22 protein-coding genes are annotated in these 22,071 nt (G+C 67.6%); 17 read left to right on the top strand and 5 right to left on the bottom strand.

Annotation, left to right across the window (positions count from 1 at the left end; translation table 11 throughout):
- Positions 1-12: 12 nt before the first annotated feature.
- The 17 genes from CUJ89_RS00295 to CUJ89_RS00215 all read left to right on the top strand — a co-directional run bounded on the left by CUJ89_RS00295 (position 13) and on the right by CUJ89_RS00215 (position 17,829).
- Positions 13-489: a CidA/LrgA family protein gene (locus tag CUJ89_RS00295; protein WP_114178429.1), complete on the top strand. Its 477-nt coding sequence runs from the start codon at positions 13-15 to the stop codon at positions 487-489.
- A gap of 13 nt (positions 490-502) precedes the next feature.
- Positions 503-1,225 carry an LrgB family protein gene (locus CUJ89_RS00290; RefSeq protein ID WP_114175337.1) on the top strand — a complete coding sequence of 241 codons (723 nt, stop codon included), beginning with the start codon at positions 503-505 and terminating at the stop codon, positions 1,223-1,225.
- A 181-nt stretch (positions 1,226-1,406) separates the two neighbouring features.
- Entirely contained in the window at positions 1,407-1,943 is a 537-nt protein-coding gene (fliL, locus tag CUJ89_RS00285) for a flagellar basal body-associated protein FliL (protein WP_114175335.1), read from the top strand.
- A gap of 22 nt (positions 1,944-1,965) precedes the next feature.
- On the top strand, positions 1,966-2,964 hold the full coding sequence (gene fliM / locus CUJ89_RS00280; protein WP_114175333.1) for a flagellar motor switch protein FliM: 999 nt from the start codon (positions 1,966-1,968) through the stop codon (positions 2,962-2,964).
- Positions 2,957-3,448 carry a flagellar motor switch protein FliN gene (gene fliN, locus CUJ89_RS00275; RefSeq protein ID WP_114175332.1) on the top strand — a complete coding sequence of 164 codons (492 nt, stop codon included), beginning with the start codon at positions 2,957-2,959 and terminating at the stop codon, positions 3,446-3,448. Before fliM ends, fliN begins: the two co-directional genes overlap by 8 nt.
- Positions 3,445-3,990 carry a flagellar biosynthetic protein FliO gene (gene fliO, locus CUJ89_RS00270; RefSeq protein ID WP_114175330.1) on the top strand — a complete coding sequence of 182 codons (546 nt, stop codon included), beginning with the start codon at positions 3,445-3,447 and terminating at the stop codon, positions 3,988-3,990. The genes fliN and fliO overlap by 4 nt, the downstream gene beginning before the upstream one ends.
- Positions 3,991-4,026: 36 nt before the next feature.
- Entirely contained in the window at positions 4,027-4,788 is a 762-nt protein-coding gene (fliP, locus tag CUJ89_RS00265) for a flagellar type III secretion system pore protein FliP (protein ID WP_114175328.1), read from the top strand.
- A 19-nt stretch (positions 4,789-4,807) separates the two neighbouring features.
- Positions 4,808-5,080, top strand: coding sequence for a flagellar biosynthesis protein FliQ (gene fliQ / locus CUJ89_RS00260; RefSeq protein ID WP_006401718.1), 273 nt, complete (start codon positions 4,808-4,810; stop codon positions 5,078-5,080).
- Positions 5,081-5,103: 23 nt separating this feature from the next.
- The gene (gene fliR / locus CUJ89_RS00255; RefSeq protein WP_114175326.1) at positions 5,104-5,886 is read left to right on the top strand and encodes a flagellar biosynthetic protein FliR; all 783 of its coding nucleotides are present in this window, start codon (positions 5,104-5,106) and stop codon (positions 5,884-5,886) included.
- Positions 5,887-6,048: 162 nt separating this feature from the next.
- Complete coding sequence (locus CUJ89_RS00250; protein WP_114175324.1) at positions 6,049-7,053, top strand: ABC transporter substrate-binding protein; 1,005 nt, start codon at positions 6,049-6,051, stop codon at positions 7,051-7,053.
- A gap of 107 nt (positions 7,054-7,160) precedes the next feature.
- Complete coding sequence (locus CUJ89_RS00245; RefSeq protein ID WP_114175322.1) at positions 7,161-7,958, top strand: ABC transporter ATP-binding protein; 798 nt, start codon at positions 7,161-7,163, stop codon at positions 7,956-7,958.
- 28 nt (positions 7,959-7,986) lie between these two features.
- The gene (locus CUJ89_RS00240) at positions 7,987-8,844 is read left to right on the top strand and encodes an ABC transporter permease (RefSeq protein WP_114175320.1); all 858 of its coding nucleotides are present in this window, start codon (positions 7,987-7,989) and stop codon (positions 8,842-8,844) included.
- A gap of 90 nt (positions 8,845-8,934) precedes the next feature.
- Positions 8,935-10,302, top strand: a complete 1,368-nt coding sequence (locus tag CUJ89_RS00235) for a sensor histidine kinase (protein ID WP_114175318.1) — start codon at positions 8,935-8,937, stop codon at positions 10,300-10,302.
- A 13-nt stretch (positions 10,303-10,315) separates the two neighbouring features.
- Positions 10,316-10,993, top strand: coding sequence for a response regulator (locus CUJ89_RS00230; RefSeq protein ID WP_114175316.1), 678 nt, complete (start codon positions 10,316-10,318; stop codon positions 10,991-10,993).
- A 326-nt stretch (positions 10,994-11,319) separates the two neighbouring features.
- Positions 11,320-12,450, top strand: a complete 1,131-nt coding sequence (locus CUJ89_RS00225; RefSeq protein ID WP_114175314.1) for a porin — start codon at positions 11,320-11,322, stop codon at positions 12,448-12,450.
- A 346-nt stretch (positions 12,451-12,796) separates the two neighbouring features.
- A complete protein-coding gene (locus tag CUJ89_RS00220) occupies positions 12,797-14,803 on the top strand; it encodes a site-specific DNA-methyltransferase (protein WP_236654904.1) in 2,007 nt (668 codons plus the stop codon).
- The gene (locus tag CUJ89_RS00215) at positions 14,803-17,829 is read left to right on the top strand and encodes a type III restriction-modification system endonuclease (RefSeq protein WP_114175310.1); all 3,027 of its coding nucleotides are present in this window, start codon (positions 14,803-14,805) and stop codon (positions 17,827-17,829) included. Before CUJ89_RS00220 ends, CUJ89_RS00215 begins: the two co-directional genes overlap by 1 nt.
- Before the next feature lie 224 nt (positions 17,830-18,053).
- Here CUJ89_RS00215 and CUJ89_RS00210 read toward each other — a convergent pair whose 3' ends face one another.
- The 5 genes from CUJ89_RS00210 to egtB form a co-directional block, all read right to left on the bottom strand.
- Positions 18,054-18,428, bottom strand: coding sequence for a hypothetical protein (locus CUJ89_RS00210; RefSeq protein WP_114175308.1), 375 nt, complete (start codon positions 18,426-18,428; stop codon positions 18,054-18,056).
- 204 nt (positions 18,429-18,632) lie between these two features.
- Entirely contained in the window at positions 18,633-18,887 is a 255-nt protein-coding gene (locus CUJ89_RS00205) for a hypothetical protein (protein WP_069746326.1), read from the bottom strand.
- 37 nt (positions 18,888-18,924) lie between these two features.
- Entirely contained in the window at positions 18,925-19,245 is a 321-nt protein-coding gene (locus tag CUJ89_RS00200; protein WP_114175306.1) for a hypothetical protein, read from the bottom strand.
- Between the two features lie 296 nt (positions 19,246-19,541).
- Positions 19,542-20,555, bottom strand: coding sequence for an L-histidine N(alpha)-methyltransferase (gene egtD / locus CUJ89_RS00195; RefSeq protein WP_114175304.1), 1,014 nt, complete (start codon positions 20,553-20,555; stop codon positions 19,542-19,544).
- On the bottom strand, positions 20,539-21,762 hold the full coding sequence (egtB, locus tag CUJ89_RS00190; protein WP_114175302.1) for an ergothioneine biosynthesis protein EgtB: 1,224 nt from the start codon (positions 21,760-21,762) through the stop codon (positions 20,539-20,541). Before egtB ends, egtD begins: the two co-directional genes overlap by 17 nt.
- Between the last annotated feature and the right edge of the window lie 309 nt (positions 21,763-22,071).

Raw genomic sequence — 22,071 nt, 5'->3', positions numbered from 1 at the left:
ATGGAGCCCGCCATGAACAAGCCGATCGCCGTTGCCGCCGCCCGCCCTGCCGCTCCGGGCAGCATGGCACACACGAGCCGGATCGCGCTGCAGGCCGCCGCGCTCGGCGCGCTGTGGATGGCCGTCGACTGGGCCGTGCGGAGGGTCGGGCTGCCGGTTCCGTCCGGCGTGATCGGCCTCGCGGTGCTCCTCGTGCTGCTGTTCTCGGGCCGTGTCGCGCCCGCGTGGGTGAAGGACGGCGCGAACTGGCTGCTGTCCGACATGCTGTTGTTCTTCGTGCCGGCCGCCGTCGCGGCCGTGCAGTATGGCGGGCTGTTCCGCGAGGATGGCTGGCGCCTCGCGCTGGTGGTCGTCGCGGGCACCGCGTTCGTGATGGTCGCGGTGGCCGTCGCGGTCGACCTCGCCGCGAAGCTCGAACGCCGGCTCGCCGCGCAGCGCGTGTTCGCCGAACGCCGCCGCGCGCGCCTGAGCGCCGTGTCGGCCCACTGAACCGGAGCCGCGCATGCCTGCCTTGCTGTCGAACCTGTCCGCCGACCAGGTGAATACCGCGATCTCGTTCGGCTGCTTCGTGCTGACGGTCGTGCTGTATTTCGCGTCGAAGCGGCTCTACGCGTACAAGAAGACGCTGCTGTTTTCGCCGCTCGTGTTCGTGCCGGGCGTGCTGGTGCTGCTCGTCCTGTTGACCGGCATCCCGTATTCGGTCTACTTCCGCGACACGCGCTGGCTGATGTGGCTGCTCGGCCCGGCGACGATCGCGTTCGCGGTGCCGATCTACGAGTATCGCGACCTGATCCGCCGGCACTGGCTGTCGCTGTCGGTCGGCGTCGCGGTCGGGATCGGCGCGGGCGTGTGCGGGTCGCTGCTGCTCGCGAAGCTGCTGCACCTGTCGCCCGAGCTGCAGCGCTCGCTGATGACGCGCTCGGTGTCGACGCCGTTCGCGCTTGCCGTGTCGGACAAGATCCACGCGCCGAAGGATCTCACCGCGCTGTTCGTGATCGCGACCGGTATCTGCGGGATGCTGCTCGGCGAGATCGTGCTCGCGCTCGTGCCGATGCGCACGCGGCTCGCGCGCGGCGCGCTGTTCGGCGCGGCCGCCCACGGCGTGGGCACCGCGAAGGCGCGCGAGATCGGCAGCGAGGAAGGCGTCGTGTCGAGCCTCACGATGATGATCGCGGGCGTCGCGATGGTGCTGATCGCGCCGCTGCTGACGCTGCTGCCGATCTGACGGCCCGCGCCGGGGCGGCCGACGCCCGCCGGGCGTGCCGGGCCGCCCCGGCCGCGCCCCGAACAACCGCTTTCCGCCGCTGCCCCCACCCTGCATCGGGCCGCGCCGGCCGACAATCGGCTGAGATAGCCGCAAATCCCCCCTCTTTTCCGCCCATCGGGCTCGGCCCGGATGCCGAACAATGCATGCTACGAGACATCACGCACGCATTCACATGGCCTCCACGACCGCAAACCCGACCGCCGACAAGCCGGCTTCGTCCGGCAAGTTCAAGCGCATCGCGCTCATCGCCGTCATCGCGCTGGGCGCGGCCGCCGCCGCAGCCGGCGGCATGTACGTGTTCCTGAGCAAGGAAGGCGTCGGCCATGCGAGCGCGCCCGCCGAGCCGGCGCCGCTCGCCGCACCGGTGTTCTTCCCGCTCGACCCGCTGACCGTGAACCTGCAGTCGGACGACGGCGCGCAGCACTACCTGCGCGTCGGCCTGTCGCTGAAGCTCACCGACCCGAAGGCGCAGGAGCAACTGACCGCGCGGATGCCGGAGATCCGCAGCCGGATCCTGCTCGCGCTGTCGAACAAGCATCCCGAGGATCTCGCGACGCCGGACGGCAAACGTTCGCTCGCGAAGGAACTGCGGGACCTGATCGAGCAGCCGACGCAGCCGGGCAACCAGCGCGCGAAGGTCGACGACGTGCTGTTTACCGAATTCGTCGTCCAGTAACGCGGCCGCGAAAGGAGCGGGGATGGGCCACGAAGAATTCATGTCGCAGGAGGAGGTCGATGCCCTCCTCAAGGGCGTCACGGGCGAAACCGATGCAGTCGACGAGCAGCGCGACACATCGGGCGTCCGTCCCTACAACATCGCGACGCAGGAGCGGATCGTCCGCGGCCGGATGCCCGGCCTCGAGATCATCAACGACCGCTTCGCGCGATTGCTGCGGATCGGCATCTTCAACTTCATGCGGCGCACCGCGGAAATCTCCGTCAGCCAGGTGAAGGTGCAGAAGTACAGCGAGTTCACCCGCAACCTGCCGATCCCGACGAACCTGAACCTGGTGCACGTGAAGCCGCTGCGCGGCACGTCGCTGTTCGTGTTCGACCCGAACCTCGTGTTCTTCGTCGTCGACAACCTGTTCGGCGGCGACGGGCGCTTTCACACGCGCGTCGAGGGCCGCGATTTCACGGCCACCGAGCAGCGGATCATCGGCAAGCTGCTGAACCTCGTGTTCGAGCACTACGCGACCGCGTGGAAGAGCGTGCGGCCGCTGCAGTTCGAATTCGTGCGCTCGGAGATGCACACGCAGTTCGCGAACGTCGCAACGCCGAACGAGATCGTGATCGTCACGCAGTTCTCGATCGAGTTCGGGCCGACGGGCGGCACGCTGCACATCTGCATGCCGTACTCGATGATCGAGCCGATCCGCGACGTGCTCAGTTCGCCGATCCAGGGCGAGGCGCTCGAAGTCGACCGCCGCTGGGTGCGCGTGCTGTCGCAGCAGGTACAGGCCGCCGAGGTCGAGCTGAGCGCGGATCTTGCCGAGATCTCGTCGACCTTCGAGAAGATCCTGAACCTGCGCACGGGCGACGTGCTGCCGCTGGAGATCGCCGACTCGATCACCGCGAAGGTCGACGGCGTGCCGGTGATGGAATGCGGCTACGGCATTTTCAATGGTCAATATGCGTTGCGCGTGCAGAAGATGATCAGCGCGAGCGATACGATGAAGGAAGGTGGATATGAGTGAGCTGAACCAGACGCCCGAGGACGACATGCAAGCGATGGCCGATGCGGCCCTCGCGGCTTCGGCCGCCGCCGCTCACGCGGCACCGGCCGCGGCGGAAGAAGATCCGGGCATCGACGACTGGGCCGCCGCGCTCGCCGAGCAGAACCAGCAGCCGGTGCAGGCGGGCGCGACGGGCGCCGGCGTGTTCCAGCCGCTGTCGAAGGCCGCGGCGAGCTCGACGCACAACGACATCGAGATGATCCTCGACATCCCGGTCAAGATGACCGTGGAACTCGGCCGCACGAAGATCGCGATCCGCAACCTGCTGCAGCTCGCGCAGGGTTCGGTGGTCGAGCTCGACGGCCTCGCCGGCGAGCCGATGGACGTGCTCGTGAACGGCTGCCTGATCGCGCAGGGCGAGGTCGTGGTCGTCAACGACAAGTTCGGCATCCGCCTGACCGACATCATCACGCCGGCCGAACGCATCCGGAAGCTGAATCGATGAACGTCGCGAAGCGCGGCCGCCGCGTGCGCATCGCGATCGCGGCGGCGCTTGCCGTCGCCGCTGCGCTCGCGTGCGCGCCGGCCGGCGCCGCCGACATGAACGCGGTAAACCATGCCGGTTCGATCGCGTCGAGCGTGATGGTCGGTTCGGCCGCGCCGTCGCTCGGCATCGGCGCGGTGCTGCAGACGCTCGTCGGGCTCGCGGTCGTGATCGGTCTCGTCTTCGCGTGCGCGTGGCTCGCGCGCCGCTTCGGCTTCCAGCCCGCGCGGCGCGGCGGCCCGCTGAAGGTCGTGTCGAGCGTCGCGGTCGGCGCGAAGGAAAGCGCGACGCTCGTCGAGATCGGCGATACCTGGCTCGTGCTCGGCGTCGCGCCGGGCAACGTGCGGCTGCTGCATACGCTGCCGGCCGGCCCGACGGCGGCATCGGCTTCGGCCGGCGCCGCACCGTCCGAAGGCGGCCTGCCGGGCACGTTCGGCTCGCGGTTTCGCGACGCGCTCGCGGGCGAAGCCGCGAAGCGCCTCGGCCGCGGCAAGGACCGCTGACATGGCGCCGCGCCCTCTTTCCGTTTCCGCATTCCGATGAAACACGAATTCCTGCGTCGCGCGGCGCGCTTCGCGCCCGCGCTGATCCTCTGTCTCGCCCCCGCGCTCGCGTGCGCGCAGGCGAACGGCCTGCCCGCGTTCAACGCGAGTCCGGGCCCGCATGGCGGCACCACCTATTCGCTGAGCGTGCAGACGATGCTGCTGCTCACGATGCTGTCGTTCCTGCCGGCGATGCTGTTGATGATGACGAGCTTCACGCGCATCATCATCGTGCTGTCGCTGCTGCGCCAGGCGCTCGGCACCGCGACGACGCCGCCGAACCAGGTGCTCGTCGGCCTGGCGATGTTCCTGACCTTCTTCGTGATGTCGCCGGTGCTCGACAAGGCCTACAACGACGGCTACAAGCCGTTCTCCGACGGTACGATGCCGATGGAGCAGGCCGTGCAGCGCGGCGTCGCGCCGTTCAAGACCTTCATGCTGAAGCAGACCCGCGAGACCGATCTCGCGCTGTTCGCGAAGATCTCGAAGGCCGCGCCGATGCAGGGCCCCGAGGACGTGCCGCTGTCGCTGCTGGTGCCCGCGTTCGTCACGAGCGAGCTGAAGACCGGCTTCCAGATCGGCTTCACGGTATTCATCCCGTTCCTGATCGTCGACATGGTCGTCGCGAGCGTGCTGATGTCGATGGGGATGATGATGGTGTCGCCGTCCACCGTGTCGCTGCCGTTCAAGCTGATGCTGTTCGTGCTGGTCGACGGCTGGCAGTTGCTGATCGGCTCGCTCGCGCAGAGCTTCACGTAAGCGGCGGAGGAATCGCGCAATGACGCCCGAACAAGTGATGACCCTCGCGCACCAGGCGATGATGGTCGGCCTGCTGCTCGCCGCCCCGCTGCTGCTGGTCGCGCTCGCGGTCGGCCTGGTCGTGAGCCTGTTCCAGGCGGCGACGCAGATCAACGAGGCAACGCTGTCGTTCATCCCGAAGCTGCTCGCGGTCGCCGCGACGCTCGTGATCGCCGGCCCGTGGATGCTGACGACGATGCTCGACTACCTGCGGCAAACGCTGCTGCACGTCGCGACGCTCGGCGCCGGCTGAGCCGCGCGCGACACCCGGCGGCGATGTTCTCGGTTACCTACGCGCAGCTCAACGGCTGGCTCACCGCCTTCCTGTGGCCGTTCGTGCGGATGCTCGCGCTCGTCGCGACCGCGCCCGTCGTGGGCCACGCGGCGGTGCCCGTGCGCGTGAAGATCGGCCTCGCCGCGTTCATGGCGCTGGTTGTCGCGCCGACGCTCGGAGCGATGCCGGACGTCACCGTGTTCTCCGCGCAGGGCATCTGGATCGTCGTCACGCAGTTCCTGATCGGTGTCGCGATGGGCTTCACGATGCAGATCGTGTTCGCGGCCGTCGAGGCGGCCGGCGACTTCATCGGGCTGTCGATGGGCCTCGGCTTCGCCACCTTCTTCGATCCGCACACGAGCGGCGCGACGCCCGTGATGGGCCGCTTCCTGAACGCGGTCGCGATGCTCGCGTTCCTCGCGGTGGACGGCCACCTGCAGGTGTTCGCCGCGCTCGCCGCGTCGTTCCAGTCGCTGCCGGTGTCGGCCGACCTGCTGCATGCGCCCGGCTGGCGCACGCTCGCCGCGTTCGGCGCGACCGTGATCGAAATGGGGCTGCTGCTCGCGCTGCCGGTGGTCGCGGCGCTGCTGATCGCGAACCTCGCGCTCGGCATCCTGAACCGCGCCGCGCCGCAGATCGGCGTGTTCCAGGTCGGCTTTCCGGTCACGATGCTGGTCGGGCTGTTGCTCGTGCAACTGATGGTGCCGAACCTCGTGCCGTTCGTGTCGCACCTGTTCGACATGGGGCTCGATGCGATGGGGCGCGTGCTGATCGGCTGGCGGTAGCCGCATCCGGCCCCGTGCGCCGCTGTTCCGGCCCCTCGTTGCTGGAAAACCCCTAAAGGAATCGCCGATCCGCGAAAGGTTGCAGAAGGTTTCACCTCCCTATACTCGTCGCAACGATGCACAAAGCATCGCGCCACACCGATAACGAACGGAGACAACCCGATGCGACCCATCCTGCGCCACCTCGCCGTTGCAGCCAGCCTGACCTGCGCGTTCGCCGCGCACCCCGCCCTCGCCGACGACGGCGGCAAGATCACGATCATGGTCGGCGGGATCTCGAAGCTGATCTACCTGCCCGCGCGGCTGACCCAGGAACTCGGCTACTTCAAGGACGAAGGGCTCGACGTCGAGCTGCTGTCGCAGCCGGCCGGCGTCGACGCCGAGAACGAGCTGCTCGCGGGCGCCGTGCAGGGCGTCGTCGGCTTCTACGACCACACGATCGACCTGCAGAGCAAGGGCAAGGACGTGAAGGCGATCGCCGTGTTCGGCCAGGTGCCGGGCGAAGTCGAGATGGTGTCGACCAAGGCCGCGCCGACCTTCAAGTCGATGGCCGACTCGAAGGGCAAGACGCTCGGCGTGACGGGCCTCGGCTCGTCGACCAGCTTCCTCACGCAATACCTCGCACTGGCGCACGGCGTGCCGTCGACGCAGTACACGATGCTGCCGGTCGGCGCCGACGCGAGCTTCATCGCCGCGATCAAGCAGGGCCGGATCGATGCCGGGATGACGACCGAGCCGACGGTGTCCGCGCTCGAGAAGATGGGCGACGCGAAGGTGCTGGTCGACCTGCGCACGCTCGAAGGCACGCGCGCCGCGCTCGGCGGCACCTATCCGGCCGCGAGCCTGTACGTACAGTCGGCCTGGGTCGATTCGCACAAGCCGCAGGCGACCAAGCTCGCGCACGCGTTCGCGAAGACGATGCAGTTCATCCACACGCACAGCGCCGAGGACATCGCCGCGAAGATGCCGGCCGACTACCAGAAGGACAAGGTGCTGTACGTGAGCGCGCTGAAGGCGTCGCTGCCGATGTTCACGGCCGACGCGAAGATGCCGGCCGACGGCCCGGCGACCGTGCTGAAGGTGCTGTCGGCGTTCAACCCGTCGGTGAAGGGCAAGCACATCGACCTGTCGCGCACCTACACCAACGAGTACGTGACCGCGAAATAAGCGCCGCGGCGGCGGACGATCCCGCCGCCCCGCCGCTCCCGTTCCGGCCCGGCTGACCGGCCACGGTGCCGCCCGACCGGCGGCGCCCCACACGCAGGACAAATGCGATGAATCAGGCAGTTTCACCGAGCACACCGGCGATCGAGTTTCGCAACGTGTCGTGCCGCTTCATTTCGCCGGATGGCAAGGCAACCGTCGCGTTGCGCGATTTCACCATGAGCGTCGCGCGCGGCGAGTTCATCGCGATCGTCGGACCGACCGGCTGCGGCAAGTCGACGACGCTCAACCTGATCACCGGGCTGCTCAAGCCTGCCTCCGGCGAGGTGCGCGTGATGGGCCGCCCCGTCGACGGGATCGATCCGCGCATCGGCTTCGTGTTCCAGGCCGACGCGGTGTTCCCGTGGCGCAACGTGATCGACAACGTCGCGGCGGGCCCGCTGTTCCGCGGCCGCTCGAAGGACGTCGCATACGGGCAGGCCGAGGAATGGATCCGCAAGGTCGGCCTCGACAAGTTCACGAAGCACTACCCGCACCAGCTGTCGGGCGGGATGCGCAAGCGCGTCGCGCTCGCGCAGACCTTCATCAACCAGCCGGAAATCCTGCTGATGGACGAGCCGTTCTCCGCGCTCGACATGCAGACCCGCACGGTGATGCAGGACGAGCTGCTGCAGCTCTGGTCGGCAAACAAGGGCTCGGTCGTGTTCGTCACGCACGATCTCGAAGAGGCGGTCGCGCTCGCGGACCGCGTGTTCGTGCTGACCGCGCGCCCGGCGACGCTCAAGCAGGTGTACGAGATCGACCTGCCGCGCCCGCGCATCACGTCGGAAGTGCGCTACGACCCGCGCTTCATCGAAATTTCCAAGGACATCTGGCACGACCTGCGCGAAGAAGTGCAGATCGGCTGACGCAAGCAAGGACGCAAAGGACAGGAGCATGACCGACATGACGCTTCCCAACACCGCCATTCCGGCGACGTCGCTCGAGGACGAGCAGCGCGCCGCGCAGACCCGGCTGCGCCGCCGCCGGCATTTGATCATCGGCCTGCGGATCGCCGTGCTCGTCCTCACGCTCGGCGGCTGGGAGCTGGCCGCTCGGCTCAAGTGGATCGATCCGTTCTTCTTCTCGATGCCGTCGCTGATCTTCGATCAGATCCAGGACTGGTTCGTGAACGGCACGTCGCAGGGCCCGCTGCTCACGCAGGTCTGGGTGACGCTCGAGGAAACCACGATCGGCTTCCTGATCGGCTCGGTCGCGGGCGTGATCTGCGGGATCGTGCTGGGCCGCAACAAGCTGATGGCCGATGTGTTCGGCCTCTACATCCAGATCGCGAACTCGATTCCGCGCGTGGTGCTCGGCTCGATCTTCGTGATCGCGCTCGGCCTCGGGATGGCGTCGAAGATCGCGCTCGCCGTCGTGATGGTGTTCTTCGTCGTGTTCGGTAACGCGTTCCAGGGCGTGCGCGAAGCCGACCGCTACCTGATCGCGAACGCGCAGATCCTCGGCGCGTCGCGCCGGCAGATCACCACCTCGGTCGTGATTCCGTCCGCGCTGAGCTGGATTCTCGCGAGCCTGCACGTGAGCTTCGGCTTCGCGCTGGTCGGTGCGGTCGTCGGCGAATTCCTGGGTTCCAAGCAGGGTATCGGCCTGTTAATCTCCACCGCCCAGGGCGCGTTCAACGCGAGCGGCGTGTTCGCGGCGATGATCGTGCTGGCCGTGGTTGCGCTGGCCGCCGACTATCTGCTGACCTGGCTGGAGAAGCGGCTGCTGAAGTGGCGCCCCGCTGCGTTCTGAGCGCCGCGCGATAACCCCGCGGGACCCGACCGCGCCTGTGGCCTTCCGGCCCCGGCGCGGTTCGGCATTGAGGAGAAGGAGCGAGAACGGATGACGCACAGCCTGCGCTGGCGGCTGCTCTGGTGGTTGCTGCTGCCGCTCACGGTGTTCGTGCTGATCGCGGGCGCGATGTCGTACGACACCGCGCGCCGCACGGCCGACCTCGTGCAGGACAGCGCACTCGTCGCGTCCGCGCGCACGATCGGCGAGGACGTCGAGTGGCGCAACGGCTATCTTGTCGCCGACGTGCCGCCCGCCGCGCTCGAGATTTTCGAATCGCCGTCGCGCGATTCGGTGTTCTACAAGGTGATCGACGGCCACGACCGGCTGCTCACCGGCAACCCCGCGCTGGAAGCGCCGCCGCGGCATGGTGGCCAACCGGTGCTGTTTGACACCGCGCTCGACGGTATCCCGCTGCGCGTGATCGCATACGACCGACAGCTGTACAACGAGGGGCAGATCGAGACTGTCACGGTGATCGTCGGCAAGACGACGCGCTCGCGCGGCGCGATGGTCGACACGCTGTGGCGGCCGCAGCTCGTGCGACTGTCGCTGATGTTGCTGCTGGCGATGGTGCTCGTCTATCTCGGGCTCACGTTCGAGCTGCGCCCGCTGATCAAGCTGAAGGACGACGTTGCCGACCGCGGCCCGATGGAGCTGGAGCCGATCCGTCCGGAACGGCTGCAACACGAATTGCTCCCGATCGTCGATGCGATCAACCAGTGCATCGCGCGGCTGAATACGCATACGGCGACTCAGCGGCGTTTCATCGCCGATGCCGCGCACCAGTTGCGTACGCCGATCGCGGTGCTCGACACGCAGATCCAGTACGCGATGCAGCGCGAGCGCGACGATCCGGAGATGACCTCGATGCTCGGCAGCATGCAGCGCAGCAGCCGCAAGATGGCCGACGTCACCGACAAGCTGCTGCTGCTCGCGCATGCGGAGGCGACGCCGCCGACGCTCCTGACCGGCCGCGTCGACCTGGCCGCGGTCGTGTCGAGCGTACTGGAGGAGGAGATCGTGCTCGCGCAGCGGCGCGACATCGATCTCGGTGCGGATCTCGGCGAGCAACTCGACGTCGCGGGCAGCGACAGCCTGCTGAGCGCACTTGTGATGAATCTCGTCGATAACGCGGTACGCTATACGCAGCGAGGCGGCTGCGTGACGGTCGCGGCTCGCCGTGACGGCGAGACGGTGGTGCTCGACGTGATCGACAACGGCCCGGGCATTCCGGCGGAGGCGCGCCCGCACGTGTTCAAGCGCTTCTATCGCGTGTCGAGCGACACCGAAGGATCGGGCCTCGGCCTTGCGATCGTCCGTGAGATCGCGCAGGCGCACGGCGGCATGGCGACGCTCGCGCCGAGGCCTGGCAACCGCGGCGTCGTCGTAACGGTGCGGCTGCCCGCGTATCGTTGAAGAGAATGCTGCAATGAAACTACTGCTGGTGGAAGACAACGCCGAACTCGCGCACTGGATCGTGAACCTGCTGCGCGGCGAGGATTTCGCGGTCGACTGCGTTGGCGACGGCGAGGGCGCCGATGCCGTGCTGAAGACCGAGCGCTACGACGCGGTGCTGCTCGACATGCGGCTGCCCGGCATCAGCGGCAAGGAAGTGCTCGCGCGGCTGAGGCGCCGCAACGACAACGTGCCCGTGCTGATGCTGACCGCGCACGGCTCGGTCGACGACAAGGTTGACTGCTTCGGCGCGGGCGCGGACGACTACGTCGTGAAGCCATTCGAGTCGCGCGAGCTGGTTGCGCGCATCCGCGCGCTGATTCGCCGCCAGGCGGGCGTCGGCACGACGCAGCTCGTCTGCGGCGATCTCGTCTACGCGTTCGGCAAGCGCGAATTCCGCTGCAACGACGCGCCGCTCGTGCTGCGCCGCCGCGAACACGCGATCCTCGAAATGCTGATGCTGCAGCAGAACAAGACCGTATCGAAGGCGCGGCTGATGGACAGCGTGTTCGCCCTCGACGACGAGCCGAGCGCGGACGCGATCGACATCTACATCCACCGGTTGCGCAAGCATCTCGCAGGCAGCACGGCGGAAATCATCACGCTGCGCGGGCTCGGCTACATCCTGCGCAGCAAGACCGCGCAAGCCTGACCCGCCCCCCTACGACCTGCCGCCGGCGCTCGCGCGCGCTGCGCCGCCCGCTTCGCGTTTCAAGTGTTGTATTTGCGCAAATCCCGCCGCGCGCAGGCGCGATGCGCAGCGCCCGCTTTCGCCCGCCTGGCCTTGCGCCGCGCCCCGTGTGCCCTTTTCGTTCGGTGTTTTCACCAATCGGATTCGTGCATCCGGGAAAGCGTCGTGAAGGATTGCACCCTCTACGATTCTATGCGTCGGCCCTCTCGCTGTGGCCGGCAAGAGTCGGCATACATTGCGTACTGCCAACGACCAGATTTCAATGCGGCAGCTCGGAGGAGACGATCTTGAAACGAAAAACCCTAGCCCTTTCCATCGCGGCGGCAGGCCTGTGCGCGGGCACCCAGGCGCATGCGCAGTCGAGCGTGCAGCTTTACGGCCTGATGGACCTGAGCTTTCCGACCTACCGGACCCACGCCGACGCGAACGGCAATCACGTGATCGGCATGGGCAACGAAGGCGAGCCGTGGTTCAGCGGCAGCCGTTGGGGCCTGAAAGGCGCTGAAGACATCGGCGGCGGCACGAAGATCATCTTCCGCCTCGAAAGCGAATTCGTGGTCGCGAACGGCCAGATGGAAGACAGCGGCCAGATCTTCGACCGCGACGCGTGGGTCGGCGTCGAGGACGAGCGCCTCGGCAAGCTGACGGCCGGCTTCCAGAACACCATCGCGCGCGATGCATCGACGATCTACGGCGACCCGTACGGCTCCGCGAAGCTGACGACCGAGGAAGGCGGCTGGACCAACTCGAACAACTTCAAGCAGATGATCTTCTACGCGGCCGGCCCGACCGGCACGCGCTACAACAACGGCATCGCGTGGAAGAAGCTGTTCAGCAACGGCATCTTCGCGAGCGCGGGCTACCAGTTCAGCAACTCGACGCAGTTCGCGACCGGCTCCGCGTACCAGCTCGCGCTCGGCTACAACGGCGGGCCGTTCAACGTGTCGGGTTTCTACAACCACGTGAACCACGACGGCTTCAGGAACCAGACGTTCTCGATCGGCGGCAACTACGCGTTCAGCATCGTGCGCCTGAACGCCGGCTACTTCCGCTACAACGGCGACCAGGGCGCGCTCGGCCAGCGCCACGACGATGCGTGGACCGTGTCGATGAAGATCGCGCCGAAGGGCCCGCTCGACTACGAGCTCGGCTACCAGCAGATGCGCATCAAGAACGCCGCGAACAACGCGGACGGCTTCACGCCGAACGCGAACCTCGGCGCGTTCAGCCTGACCAACGGCGTCGCCAACGGCTTCAAGGAGACGATCTACGGCTCGGTGTTCTATCACCTGAGCAAGCGCACCGAGGTGTACCTGGCCGGCGACTACATGAAGCTGCATGGCGGCTACACGGTGTCGTCGACGTTCGGCGCGAAAAACCAGCTCGAACTGACTTCGGGCATCCGTACGCGTTTCTGACCTGAAGCGGGGCCATCGCGCCCCGCTATTCCCTCCATCCGGGATTCTCCATGCGGGCACGCCGGCGCTTTGCGCCGACCGTGCCCTTTTTTTCGTCCTTTCCGGGGCGCGCCGGGCTGCCCGGAAAACGGCCGCCGGCCGGCCGTGCGACAACCGGCCCGAAGCCGCTGGCGGCCCGTCGGGCGGGCGATCGCGGCCGATGCCCGCCCGCCCGGCCCACATCGGCGCTTGACCTGCGACGACCGACTCGCTAGCGTTTCGGGTTTGCCCGGGCGGCCATTGCCGCCGGTGCCGTGAGCGCGCCCGACGTCCTGGCGCGCACGGCCGGGCTCCGATGGAAAAGACGATGCAGAAACTCGATGCGGCCAGCCCGCAGGCGATGTCGACGGATTTCACCGCCGACAACGTCGCGCGCCTGAAGGCGCTGTTCCCCGAACTCGTGACCGAAGGCCCCGGCGGCGCGTCGGTCGACGTCGACGTGCTGAAGGCGCTGATCGGCGAACGCACGGTCGGCGACGCCGACGAGCGCTACGGCTTCCACTGGCACGGCAAGCGCAGCGCGCGCCAGGCCGCGCTCACGCCGTCGACCGGCACGCTGCGGCCCTGCCCCGACGACAGCGTCGCGTGGGACGACACGCGCCATCTCGTGATCGAGGGCGACAACCTCGACGTGATGAAGCTGCTGCACAAGAGCTACGCGGGTAAGGTGAAGCTCGTCTACATCGACCCGCCGTACAACACGGGCAGCGATTTCGTCTATCCGGACGACTTCAGCGACAGCATCCGCCACTACCTGGCGATGACCGGGCAGACCCAGGGCGGCGTGAAGCGCAGCACCAACACCGAGGCGAACGGCCGGTTCCACACCGACTGGCTGAACATGATGTATCCGCGCCTGAAGCTCGCGCATGCGCTGCTGTCCGACGAAGGGCTGATCGCCGTGCACATCGACGAGCATGAAGTGCATGCGCTGGTGCTGATGCTGCGCGAGATCTTCGGCGAGGAGAACGAGCTCGGCGTCGCCGTGTGGGACAAGCGCAACCCGAAGGGCGACGCGCGCGGTGTCGCGTACCAGCACGAATCGCTGGTGCTGTTCGCGCGCAACGCCGAGACACTGCTCGAACAGGCGCCGCTCAAGCGCCCGAAGCGCAACGCGCAGCGCATGCTCGACGCCGCGCACGACGCGGTGTACCGCAGCGGCAATGCGAAGGACGCGCAGAAGGCGTACCGCGCGTGGATGAAGGCGCAGACCAATCTGTCGGGCGGCGAAGTGATGTACGACCGGCTGTCCGAAGAAGGCCGCGTGTACCGCCTCGTGTCGATGGCATGGCCGAACAAGAAGAAGGCGCCGGAAGAGTACTTCACGCCGCTGATCCACCCGGTCACCGGCAAGCCGTGCGCGATGCCGGCGCGCGGCTGGCGCAACCCGCCCGCGACGATGCAGGCGCTGATCGAGCGCGGCCAGATCGAATTCGGCGCGGACGAGAGCACGCAGCCGCAGCGAATCTACTACCTCGACGAGAACATGTACGAGAACGTGCCGTCGGTGCTGCCGTTCGCCGGCTCCGACGACGCGCTGCTGAAGACGCTCGGCATCCCGTTCGACCAGCCGAAGCCGGTCGATTTCGCGGCGGCCGTGATCGGCTGGTGCACGCGCGGCGACGACATCGTGCTCGACTGCTTCGCCGGCTCCGGTTCGACCGGCCACGCGGTGATGCAGGTGAACGCGACCGACGGCGGCGCGCGCCGCTACGTGCTCGTGCAACTGCCCGAAGCGCTCGACCGCCGCGACAAGACGCAGCTGAGCGCGGCCGATTTCTGCGCCAAGCTGAAGAAGCCCGCGACGCTCGCCGAAGTCACCAAGGAGCGCCTGCGCCGCGCCGCGCAGCAGGTCGCGCGCGACTATCCGGAAAGCTATGGCGACCTCGGCTTCCGCGTGTACCGGCTCGACACGACCAACGTGATCGAGTGGGATCCGCGCCGCGACGATTTCGACCATGCCCTCTTCGCCTCCGTCGAGCACGTGAAGACCGGCCGCACCGAGGACGACCTGCTCGCCGAGCTGACGCTGAAACTCGGCCTCGACCTGTGCACGCCGGTCGAGCATCACCCGGTGGCCGGCAAGGCCGTGCACCTGATCGGCCGCTCGATCGTCGCGTGTTTCGACGCGCGCATCTCGCGCGACGACGCGGGCCCGCTCGCCGACGGCATCGTCGCGCTACTCGACGCGAGCGGCGCGACGCGCGACGTCACCTGCCTGTTCCGCGACAGCGGCTTCGTCGACGACGTCGCGAAGCTCAATCTCGCCGCGCTGCTCGAACAGCACGGCGTGAAGCGCGTGCGGAGCCTGTGATGCGGCTGCATTTCGAAGCGGATCTCGACTACCAGCGCGACGCGATCGACGCCGTCTGCGACCTGTTTCGCGGCCAGGAATCGTATCGCGGCGACTTCAGCGTGCTCGCGAACGCCGCGCCCGGCACGACGGCCGCCGCGCAAGGCTCGCTCGGCTTCGCGGTATCGGAACAGGGCGTCGGCAACCGGCTGTCGCTGACCGACGACGCGCTCGCGCGCAATCTCGCCGACGTGCAGCTGCGCGGCGGGCTGCCGCCGTCCGGCCTGCCCGGCTCGCGCGACTTCACCGTCGAGATGGAAACCGGCACCGGCAAGACCTACGTATACCTGCGCACGATCTTCGAGCTGAACCGCCGCTACGGCTTCACGAAGTTCGTGATCGTCGTGCCGTCGATCGCGATCAAGGAAGGCGTGCACAAGACGCTGGCGATCACCGAGGATCATTTCCGCGCGCTGTACGCGGGCGTGCCGTACGACTACTTCCTGTACGACTCCGCGAAGCTCGGCCAGGTGCGCCACTTCGCGGCGAGCGCGGCGATCCAGGTGATGGTGATGACCGTCGCCGCGATCAACAAGAAGGAAATCAACAATCTTTACAAGGACAGCGAGAAGACCGGCGGCGAGAAGCCGATCGACCTGATCCGCGCGACGCGGCCGATCGTGATCGTCGACGAGCCGCAGAGCGTCGACGGCGGGCTCGAAGGGCGCGGCCGCGAAGCGCTCGCCGCGATGGCGCCGCTCTGCACGCTGCGCTATTCGGCGACGCACGCCGACCGTCACCACATGGTGTACCGGCTCGACGCGGTCGACGCGTACGAGCGCAAGCTCGTCAAGCAGATCGAGATCGCGTCGGCGATCGTCGAGGATGCGCACAACAAGCCGTACATACGGCTGGTCGGCGTGTCGAACCGGCGCGGCACGATCAGCGCGCGCGTCGAGCTCGACGTCGCGACCGCGACCGGCGTGAAGCGCCAGATCGTGTCGGCCACCGACGGCGACGATCTCGAGCGCCTGACCAAGCGCGCGCTCTATGCGGGCCTGCGGATCGGCGAGGTGCATGCGGTGAAGGGCGCCGAATACGTCGAGCTGCGCCATCCGGAAGGCGAGGCGTTCCTGTCGCTCGGCGAAGCGTTCGGCGACATCGACACGCTCGCCGTACAGCGCGAGATGATCCGCCGCACGATCCGCGAGCATCTGGACAAGGAACTGCGCCTCGCGGAGCGCGGCGTGAAGGTGCTGTCGCTGTTCTTCGTCGATTCGGTCGAGCGCTATCGCCAGTACGACGAGAACGGGATGCCCGTGAAGGGCGACTATGCGCTGATCTTCGAAGAGGAATATGCGCGCGCGGCGCGCGTGCCGGCCTACCGTGCGCTGTTCGACGGTGTCGACGTGGCGCTGGAAGTCGGACGCGCGCACAACGGCTACTTCTCGATCGACCGCAAGGGCGGCTGGACCGACACCAGCGAAAGCAGCGCCGCGGCCCGCGAGAACGCGGAGCGCGCGTACGGCCTCATCATGCGCGAGAAGGAAGCGCTGCTGTCGTTCGACACGCCGCTGAAGTTCATCTTCTCGCACTCGGCGCTGAAGGAAGGCTGGGACAACCCGAACGTGTTCCAGATCTGCACGCTGCGCGACATCCAGACCGAACGCGAGCGCCGCCAGACGCTCGGCCGCGGGCTGCGCCTCGCCGTCGACCAGGACGGCGAACGCGTGCGCGACGCGGGCGTGAACACGCTCACCGTGATTGCGACCGAGCGCTACGAGTCGTTCGCGGAGAACCTGCAGAAGGAAATCGAAGCCGATACGGGCATCCGCTTCGGGATCGTCGAGGAACACCAGTTCGCGGCGCTGCCCGTGCAGGAAGGCGACGGGCCCGCGCATGCGCTCGGCATCGAGCTGTCGCGCGTGCTGTGGAACCATCTGCATGAGCAGGGCTACGTCGACGCGCAGGGCAAGGTGCTTGATCGCCTGAAGGATGCGCTGCGCCAGAGCGCGCTCGTGCTGCCCGATGCGTTCGGGATGCTGCGCGCGCCGATCGTCGCGACGCTGCGCAAGCTGTCGGGCCGCTTCGCGGTGCGCAATGCGGACGAGCGCCGCGCAATCGCGTTGCGGCGCGATGCGTCGGGCAAGGCCGTCGTGTTCGGTGAGGATTTCCGTGCGCTGTGGGACCGGATCCGGCATCGCACCGTGTACCGCGTCGAGTTCGACAACGCGAAGCTCGTGCGCGACTGCACGGCTGCCTTGCACGATGCGCCGGATATCGCGCGCGCACGGCTGCAATGGCGCAAGGCCGAGATCGATATCGGCAAGGCCGGCATCGAGGCGATCGAGGTGGCCGGCGCCGGCACGGTGCTGATCGACGAAGGCGAGCTGCCGCTGCCCGACCTGCTCACCGAGTTGCAGGACCGCACGCAGCTCACGCGCCGTTCGCTCGCGACGATCCTGGCCGACAGCGGCCGGCTCGACGATTTCCGCGTGAATCCGCAGCAGTTCATTACGGTCGCGGCCGATGCGATCAACCGTTGCAAGCGGCTCGCGCTGGTTGCCGGCATCGCGTATCGCAAGCTCGGCGAACGCCACGTGCATGCGCTCGAATCGTTCGAGAGCGAGGCGCTGACCGGCTATCTGCGCAACCTGCGGCCCGATGCGCAGAAGTCGATCCATGAGGCGGTCGTGTGCGAGACCGATGCGGAGCGTGCGTTTGCCGATGCGCTGGAAGCGCACGACGGCGTGAAGCTGTACGCGAAGCTGCCCGCGTGGTTCCGCGTGCCGACGCCGCTCGGCAGCTATCACCCGGACTGGGCCGTGCTCGCGGAGCAGGATGGCGGCGAGCGGCTGTACTTCGTCGTCGATACGCCGAACGCGGATGGCAACGTGCCGAGCGAGCACGAGCGCGCGAAGCTCGCATGCGGCGAAGCGCATTTCCGTGCGCTGGTGGACGGTGACGGCGCGGCGCGGTTCGTGCGCGTCCGGCAGGCGGACGCGTTGTTCGAGCCTGTTGCGCCGCTGGCGGGCGCGGGGCGCTGAGACGAAGGGCGGCGACGAGCCGCCCTTTTTTCATCGCCCTCTCCGCGCGTCGATTTTCCGTCTGTTATCCGCGTGAAAGCGATTCGTATTCTTGCGCGGCCGCGGCGCGGTTACGGCTGGTTGCAAATCGGGTCGGCACGAAGTTTTTGCGCGACAGCAGCGTGGCGTTGCCGCGATGAAAAAAGGGCGCCGAAGCGCCCTTCCATCGCATTCGCGTGCGGCGCTTACAGCGTGCGGCCGAATGCGTTGTGATGCGAATGATGCGTGGACATCGACGCGTGCGCGGTATGGCCATGCGCATGCCCGTGCGTGTGACCGCGGCCCGGCTGCGAGCCGGCGCGATCGGCGATCGTATCGGAGCGGTCGGCCGCGCGCGACAGGCCCTTGTCGCGGTCGCCGGCATGCATGCTGTTCGAGTTGCTCAGCGCCGAGCCGCTCATGTGGCCGCCGGACATGCCGCCCGCGTTGCCGCCGGAGCCGCCTGCGCCATGACCGCCACCGTTGCCACCGCCATTGCCGCCGGCGGCCGCATACGCGGAAACCGTGCCGAGCGCGAGCAGCGCGGCCGCCAGTACGGACAGATATCGTTGATGTTTCATCTTGTGCTCCCTGGAGCGCGTTCGTGTGATTGCATTCTAAGAACGCGCAAAATTCGCGCCACACGACGTTGTAAATGATCGTAACGATGCGCGCAGCGTGCATTCATCAGATCAATGCGGATGACATCGCCATGCGGTCAGGCGTGAGCGGAGAACGAAGCAGGCGGGCACGGCGCCGCAGCGCCGCCCCGGTGATGATTGCGCTTACTGCGCCGGCTGCATGCCCTGCGCGGCGGCCTTGTGCTGCGCGGCCTGCTCTTCCGCATGCTTCTTCGCCATGTGGTGGCCGACGATACAGCCGCCGACCGCGCCGACGACGGCGTGGTGCCCGGCGTAGTGGCCGGCAACACCGCCGACCACCGCGCCCTTCATGCAGCCCGCCGCGTGCGCGCTGCCGATCGTTGCGAGCGCAACGATGGCGGCGGTTGCGCACAGCCTGATGTGTCGAATGGGCATCATGGGTTCACTCTCCTCTTGTTGTGATCAGTCGAACCGCTTAATTCCAGCGGTCGCCGTGCCAGCCGCCGCGATCACGCCCCTCGTGCTCGCGCCATTCACGGCGGCGCCACTCGTGTTCGCGCCATTGACGCTCACGCCAGCCATCGCCACGCCAGCCGTCGCCACGCCAACCGTCTTCGCGATAGCCGACCGGCGCGTACATGACGGGCGGAGGCGGCGCCACGTAGACGGGCGCCGGCGCCGCGTAGACGCCCGGCACGCCGATGCCGACCGACAGGTCGACGTGGGCCGATGCAACGCCGGAAGCTGCCAGCGCCGCTACACCGAGAACTGCACCGAGAATAAGCTTCTTGTTCATCCCGCGACTCCCTGCACGTGTCGTGCGTCATGTGAATACGGTTCGGAGTCTAGGCATGGAGCGCTGACACAGGTGAAACGGGTATGCGAGACCGGTAACGGACGATTACGGGCACGCGCAAAGCCTTGCCCGACAAGGGAGAGCCGGCATTCCACGCACCGTTTCAACGGCCCATCGAGCCGGTAAAAAAGGGATTTTCTGCACGAAACCGGACGATCGGAGCGCGCCGGTATGTGCTGATGTGCGCGGGATGCGAACCGCCCGCACCGTGTGCGAGCGGTTCGCAAGCGCCGGCGTTACGCGCGGATATCGTCGACGCTGCGCAGCCAGTGCACGCTGAACAGGTTGTCCGCGTCCGTCCACACGGTATCGGGCTCGAATCCTGCGCGGCGCGCGATCGCATGGAAACCGTCGATCGTGAACTTGTGCGAGTTCTCCGTGTGGATGCGTTCGCCGGCTTCGAAGCGGAACGCGTGGCCGCGCACGTGCACGGTCTGCGCGATGTCGCTGACGAGATGCATCTCGATGCGCTGCCGCTCCCGGTCGTAGAACGCGCAATGCGAGAACGCGTCGAGCTCGAAGTTCGCACCGAGCTCGGCGTTCGCGCGTACCAGCAGGTTCAGGTTGAACTGCGCGGTCACGCCCTGCGCGTCGTTGTACGCGTGATGCAGCGTGCGCTCGTCCTTCACGAGATCGGCGCCGACCAGCAATCCGCCGCCGCGCAGCAGCCGCGCCGCATCGCGCAGGAACGCGTCGGCCTCGTCCGGCGAGAAGTTGCCGATCGTCGAGCCGGGAAAGAAGCCGATGCGCCGCCGCGGCGTCGCGGTCAGTTCGGCCAGTTGCTCGGCCTTCGTGTAGTCGGCCGCGATCGGCGCGACGTCGAGCCACGGATAGGCCGAACGCAGCCGCGCGGCCGCGTCGTGCAGGTAGTCGGCCGAGATGTCGACCGGCACGTAGCGCGCCGGCGCGTTCGCGTAGTTGCCTGCGAACGCGTCGAGCAGCACGCGGATCTTCTCGAGCGAGCCCGCGCCGAATTCGACGATATCCGCATGCGGGCCGACACGCCGCACGATCTCGGCCGCGCGATCGCGCAGGATGCCGAGCTCGGTGCGGGTCGGGTAGTACTCGGGCAGTTCGCAGATGCGGTCGAACAGCTCGGAGCCAGCCGCATCGTAGAAGTATTTCGGCGAAATGCTGCGCGGCGTGCGCGACAGTCCGTCGATCAGGTCGCGCTCGAACGCGCTCGGCCGCGAATCGCGGGCGGGTTGCTGGCCACCGCTCGTGGCCGTCTGGTCAGACGTCTCGCGCAAGTCGCACTCCCGTGAATTGCCAGCGCGCGGCCGGCGGAAAGAAATTGCGGTACGTCGGCCGTTCGTGCCCGGGCGGCGTCGCGATGCTGCTGCCGCGCAGGACCTGCTGGCCGACCATGAACTTGCCGTTGTATTCGGCCGCGACACCCGCGAGCGGCCGAAAGCCCGGATATGGCTCGTAGGACGAACGCGTCCACTGCCACACGTGCCCGAGCATCTGCTGGATGCCTTCATCGGCGAACGCGGTTTCCCATTCGAACTCGGTCGGCAGCCGCGCGCCGGCCCATTCCGCATACGCGGCCGCTTCGTAGAAGCTCACATGGCACACCGGTGCGTCGGGCGCGAGCGGTTCGACGCCGTGCAGGCCGAACGTGCGCCGTACGCGCGTGGCGGCCACGTCGTCGTCGTCGGGCATCCAGTACGCGGGCCCTTGCCACCCTTCCCGCTGCACCGTTGCCCAGCCGTCGGACAGCCAGTATTCCGGGCGCATGTAGCCGCCGTCGGCGACGAACGCCGCGAATTCCGCATTCGTCACGAGGCGATTCGCGATCTCGTACGGCCGCACGAGCGCCGTGTGGCGCGGCCGTTCGTTGTCGAACGAGAACGCATCGCCGTCGTGGCCGATCTCGACGAGCCCGCCCGGCTGGTGAAGCCAGCGCTGCGCCCCGGCGTCGCCCGTGGCCATCGCGCCCGCGTCCATCCCGTTGCGCGGCCGGAACGCCGGCTTCAGCGGGTTGCACGAGAACGCATGCAGCATGTCCGTGACGATCAGCTCCTGGTGCTGCTGCTCGTGATGCAGGCCGAGTTCGATCTCGGGCGCGATCGCGTCGAGCAGCGCCGGATCGGCGCTCGCCAGCGCGCGCAGCATCGCTGCGTCGACGTGTTGCCGGTACGCGTGCACCACGTCGAGCGACGGGCGCGTGAGCAGCCCGCGCTGCGGGCGCGGATGGCGCGGGCCGAGCGCTTCGTAATAGGAATTGAAGAGGAACTGGAATGCGTCGTCGAACGGCGCGTAGCCGGGCACGCGGCGCATCAGCACGACGGTTTCGAAGAACCAGGTCGTATGCGCGAGATGCCACTTCGCCGGACTCGCGTCGGGCATCGACTGCACGGCCTGGTCTTCGGCGGACAGCGTCGCCGTCAACGCGATGCTGTGGGCGCGCACGTCCTGGTAACGGCGCTGAAGCTGTGATGCAAGGAGGCTCATCGGTTAACCGTCCACGTCGCGATTCGCTGCGTTGCGTTGCCGGAAAAAGGAAAGCCTTGCGCGTGATGCGCGCGGCTGACGTGCGACCTGAGTTGCTGCGTCGACGGGCAGCCGGCGCGCGCGCCGGGCCGCTGATGCGGCGTCACTTCATCTGCCCATGCAGAACAGTATGGGCCAGAAATGTGAATGCTGCGAATCGGGATGCCGATGAAACGCGGTCGAAAGAAAAATGAAAGTGTTGGTCGCGCACGTGTCGCCTGCGTGTCAAACCGGCGATGCCTGTCGCGGCGGGCGTGCGACGGCGTTCGC

This window comes from Burkholderia pyrrocinia (genome assembly GCF_003330765.1).
Taxonomy (GTDB): Bacteria; Pseudomonadota; Gammaproteobacteria; order Burkholderiales; family Burkholderiaceae; genus Burkholderia; species Burkholderia pyrrocinia_B.
This window is presented reverse-complemented; position numbering and strand designations above follow the sequence as displayed.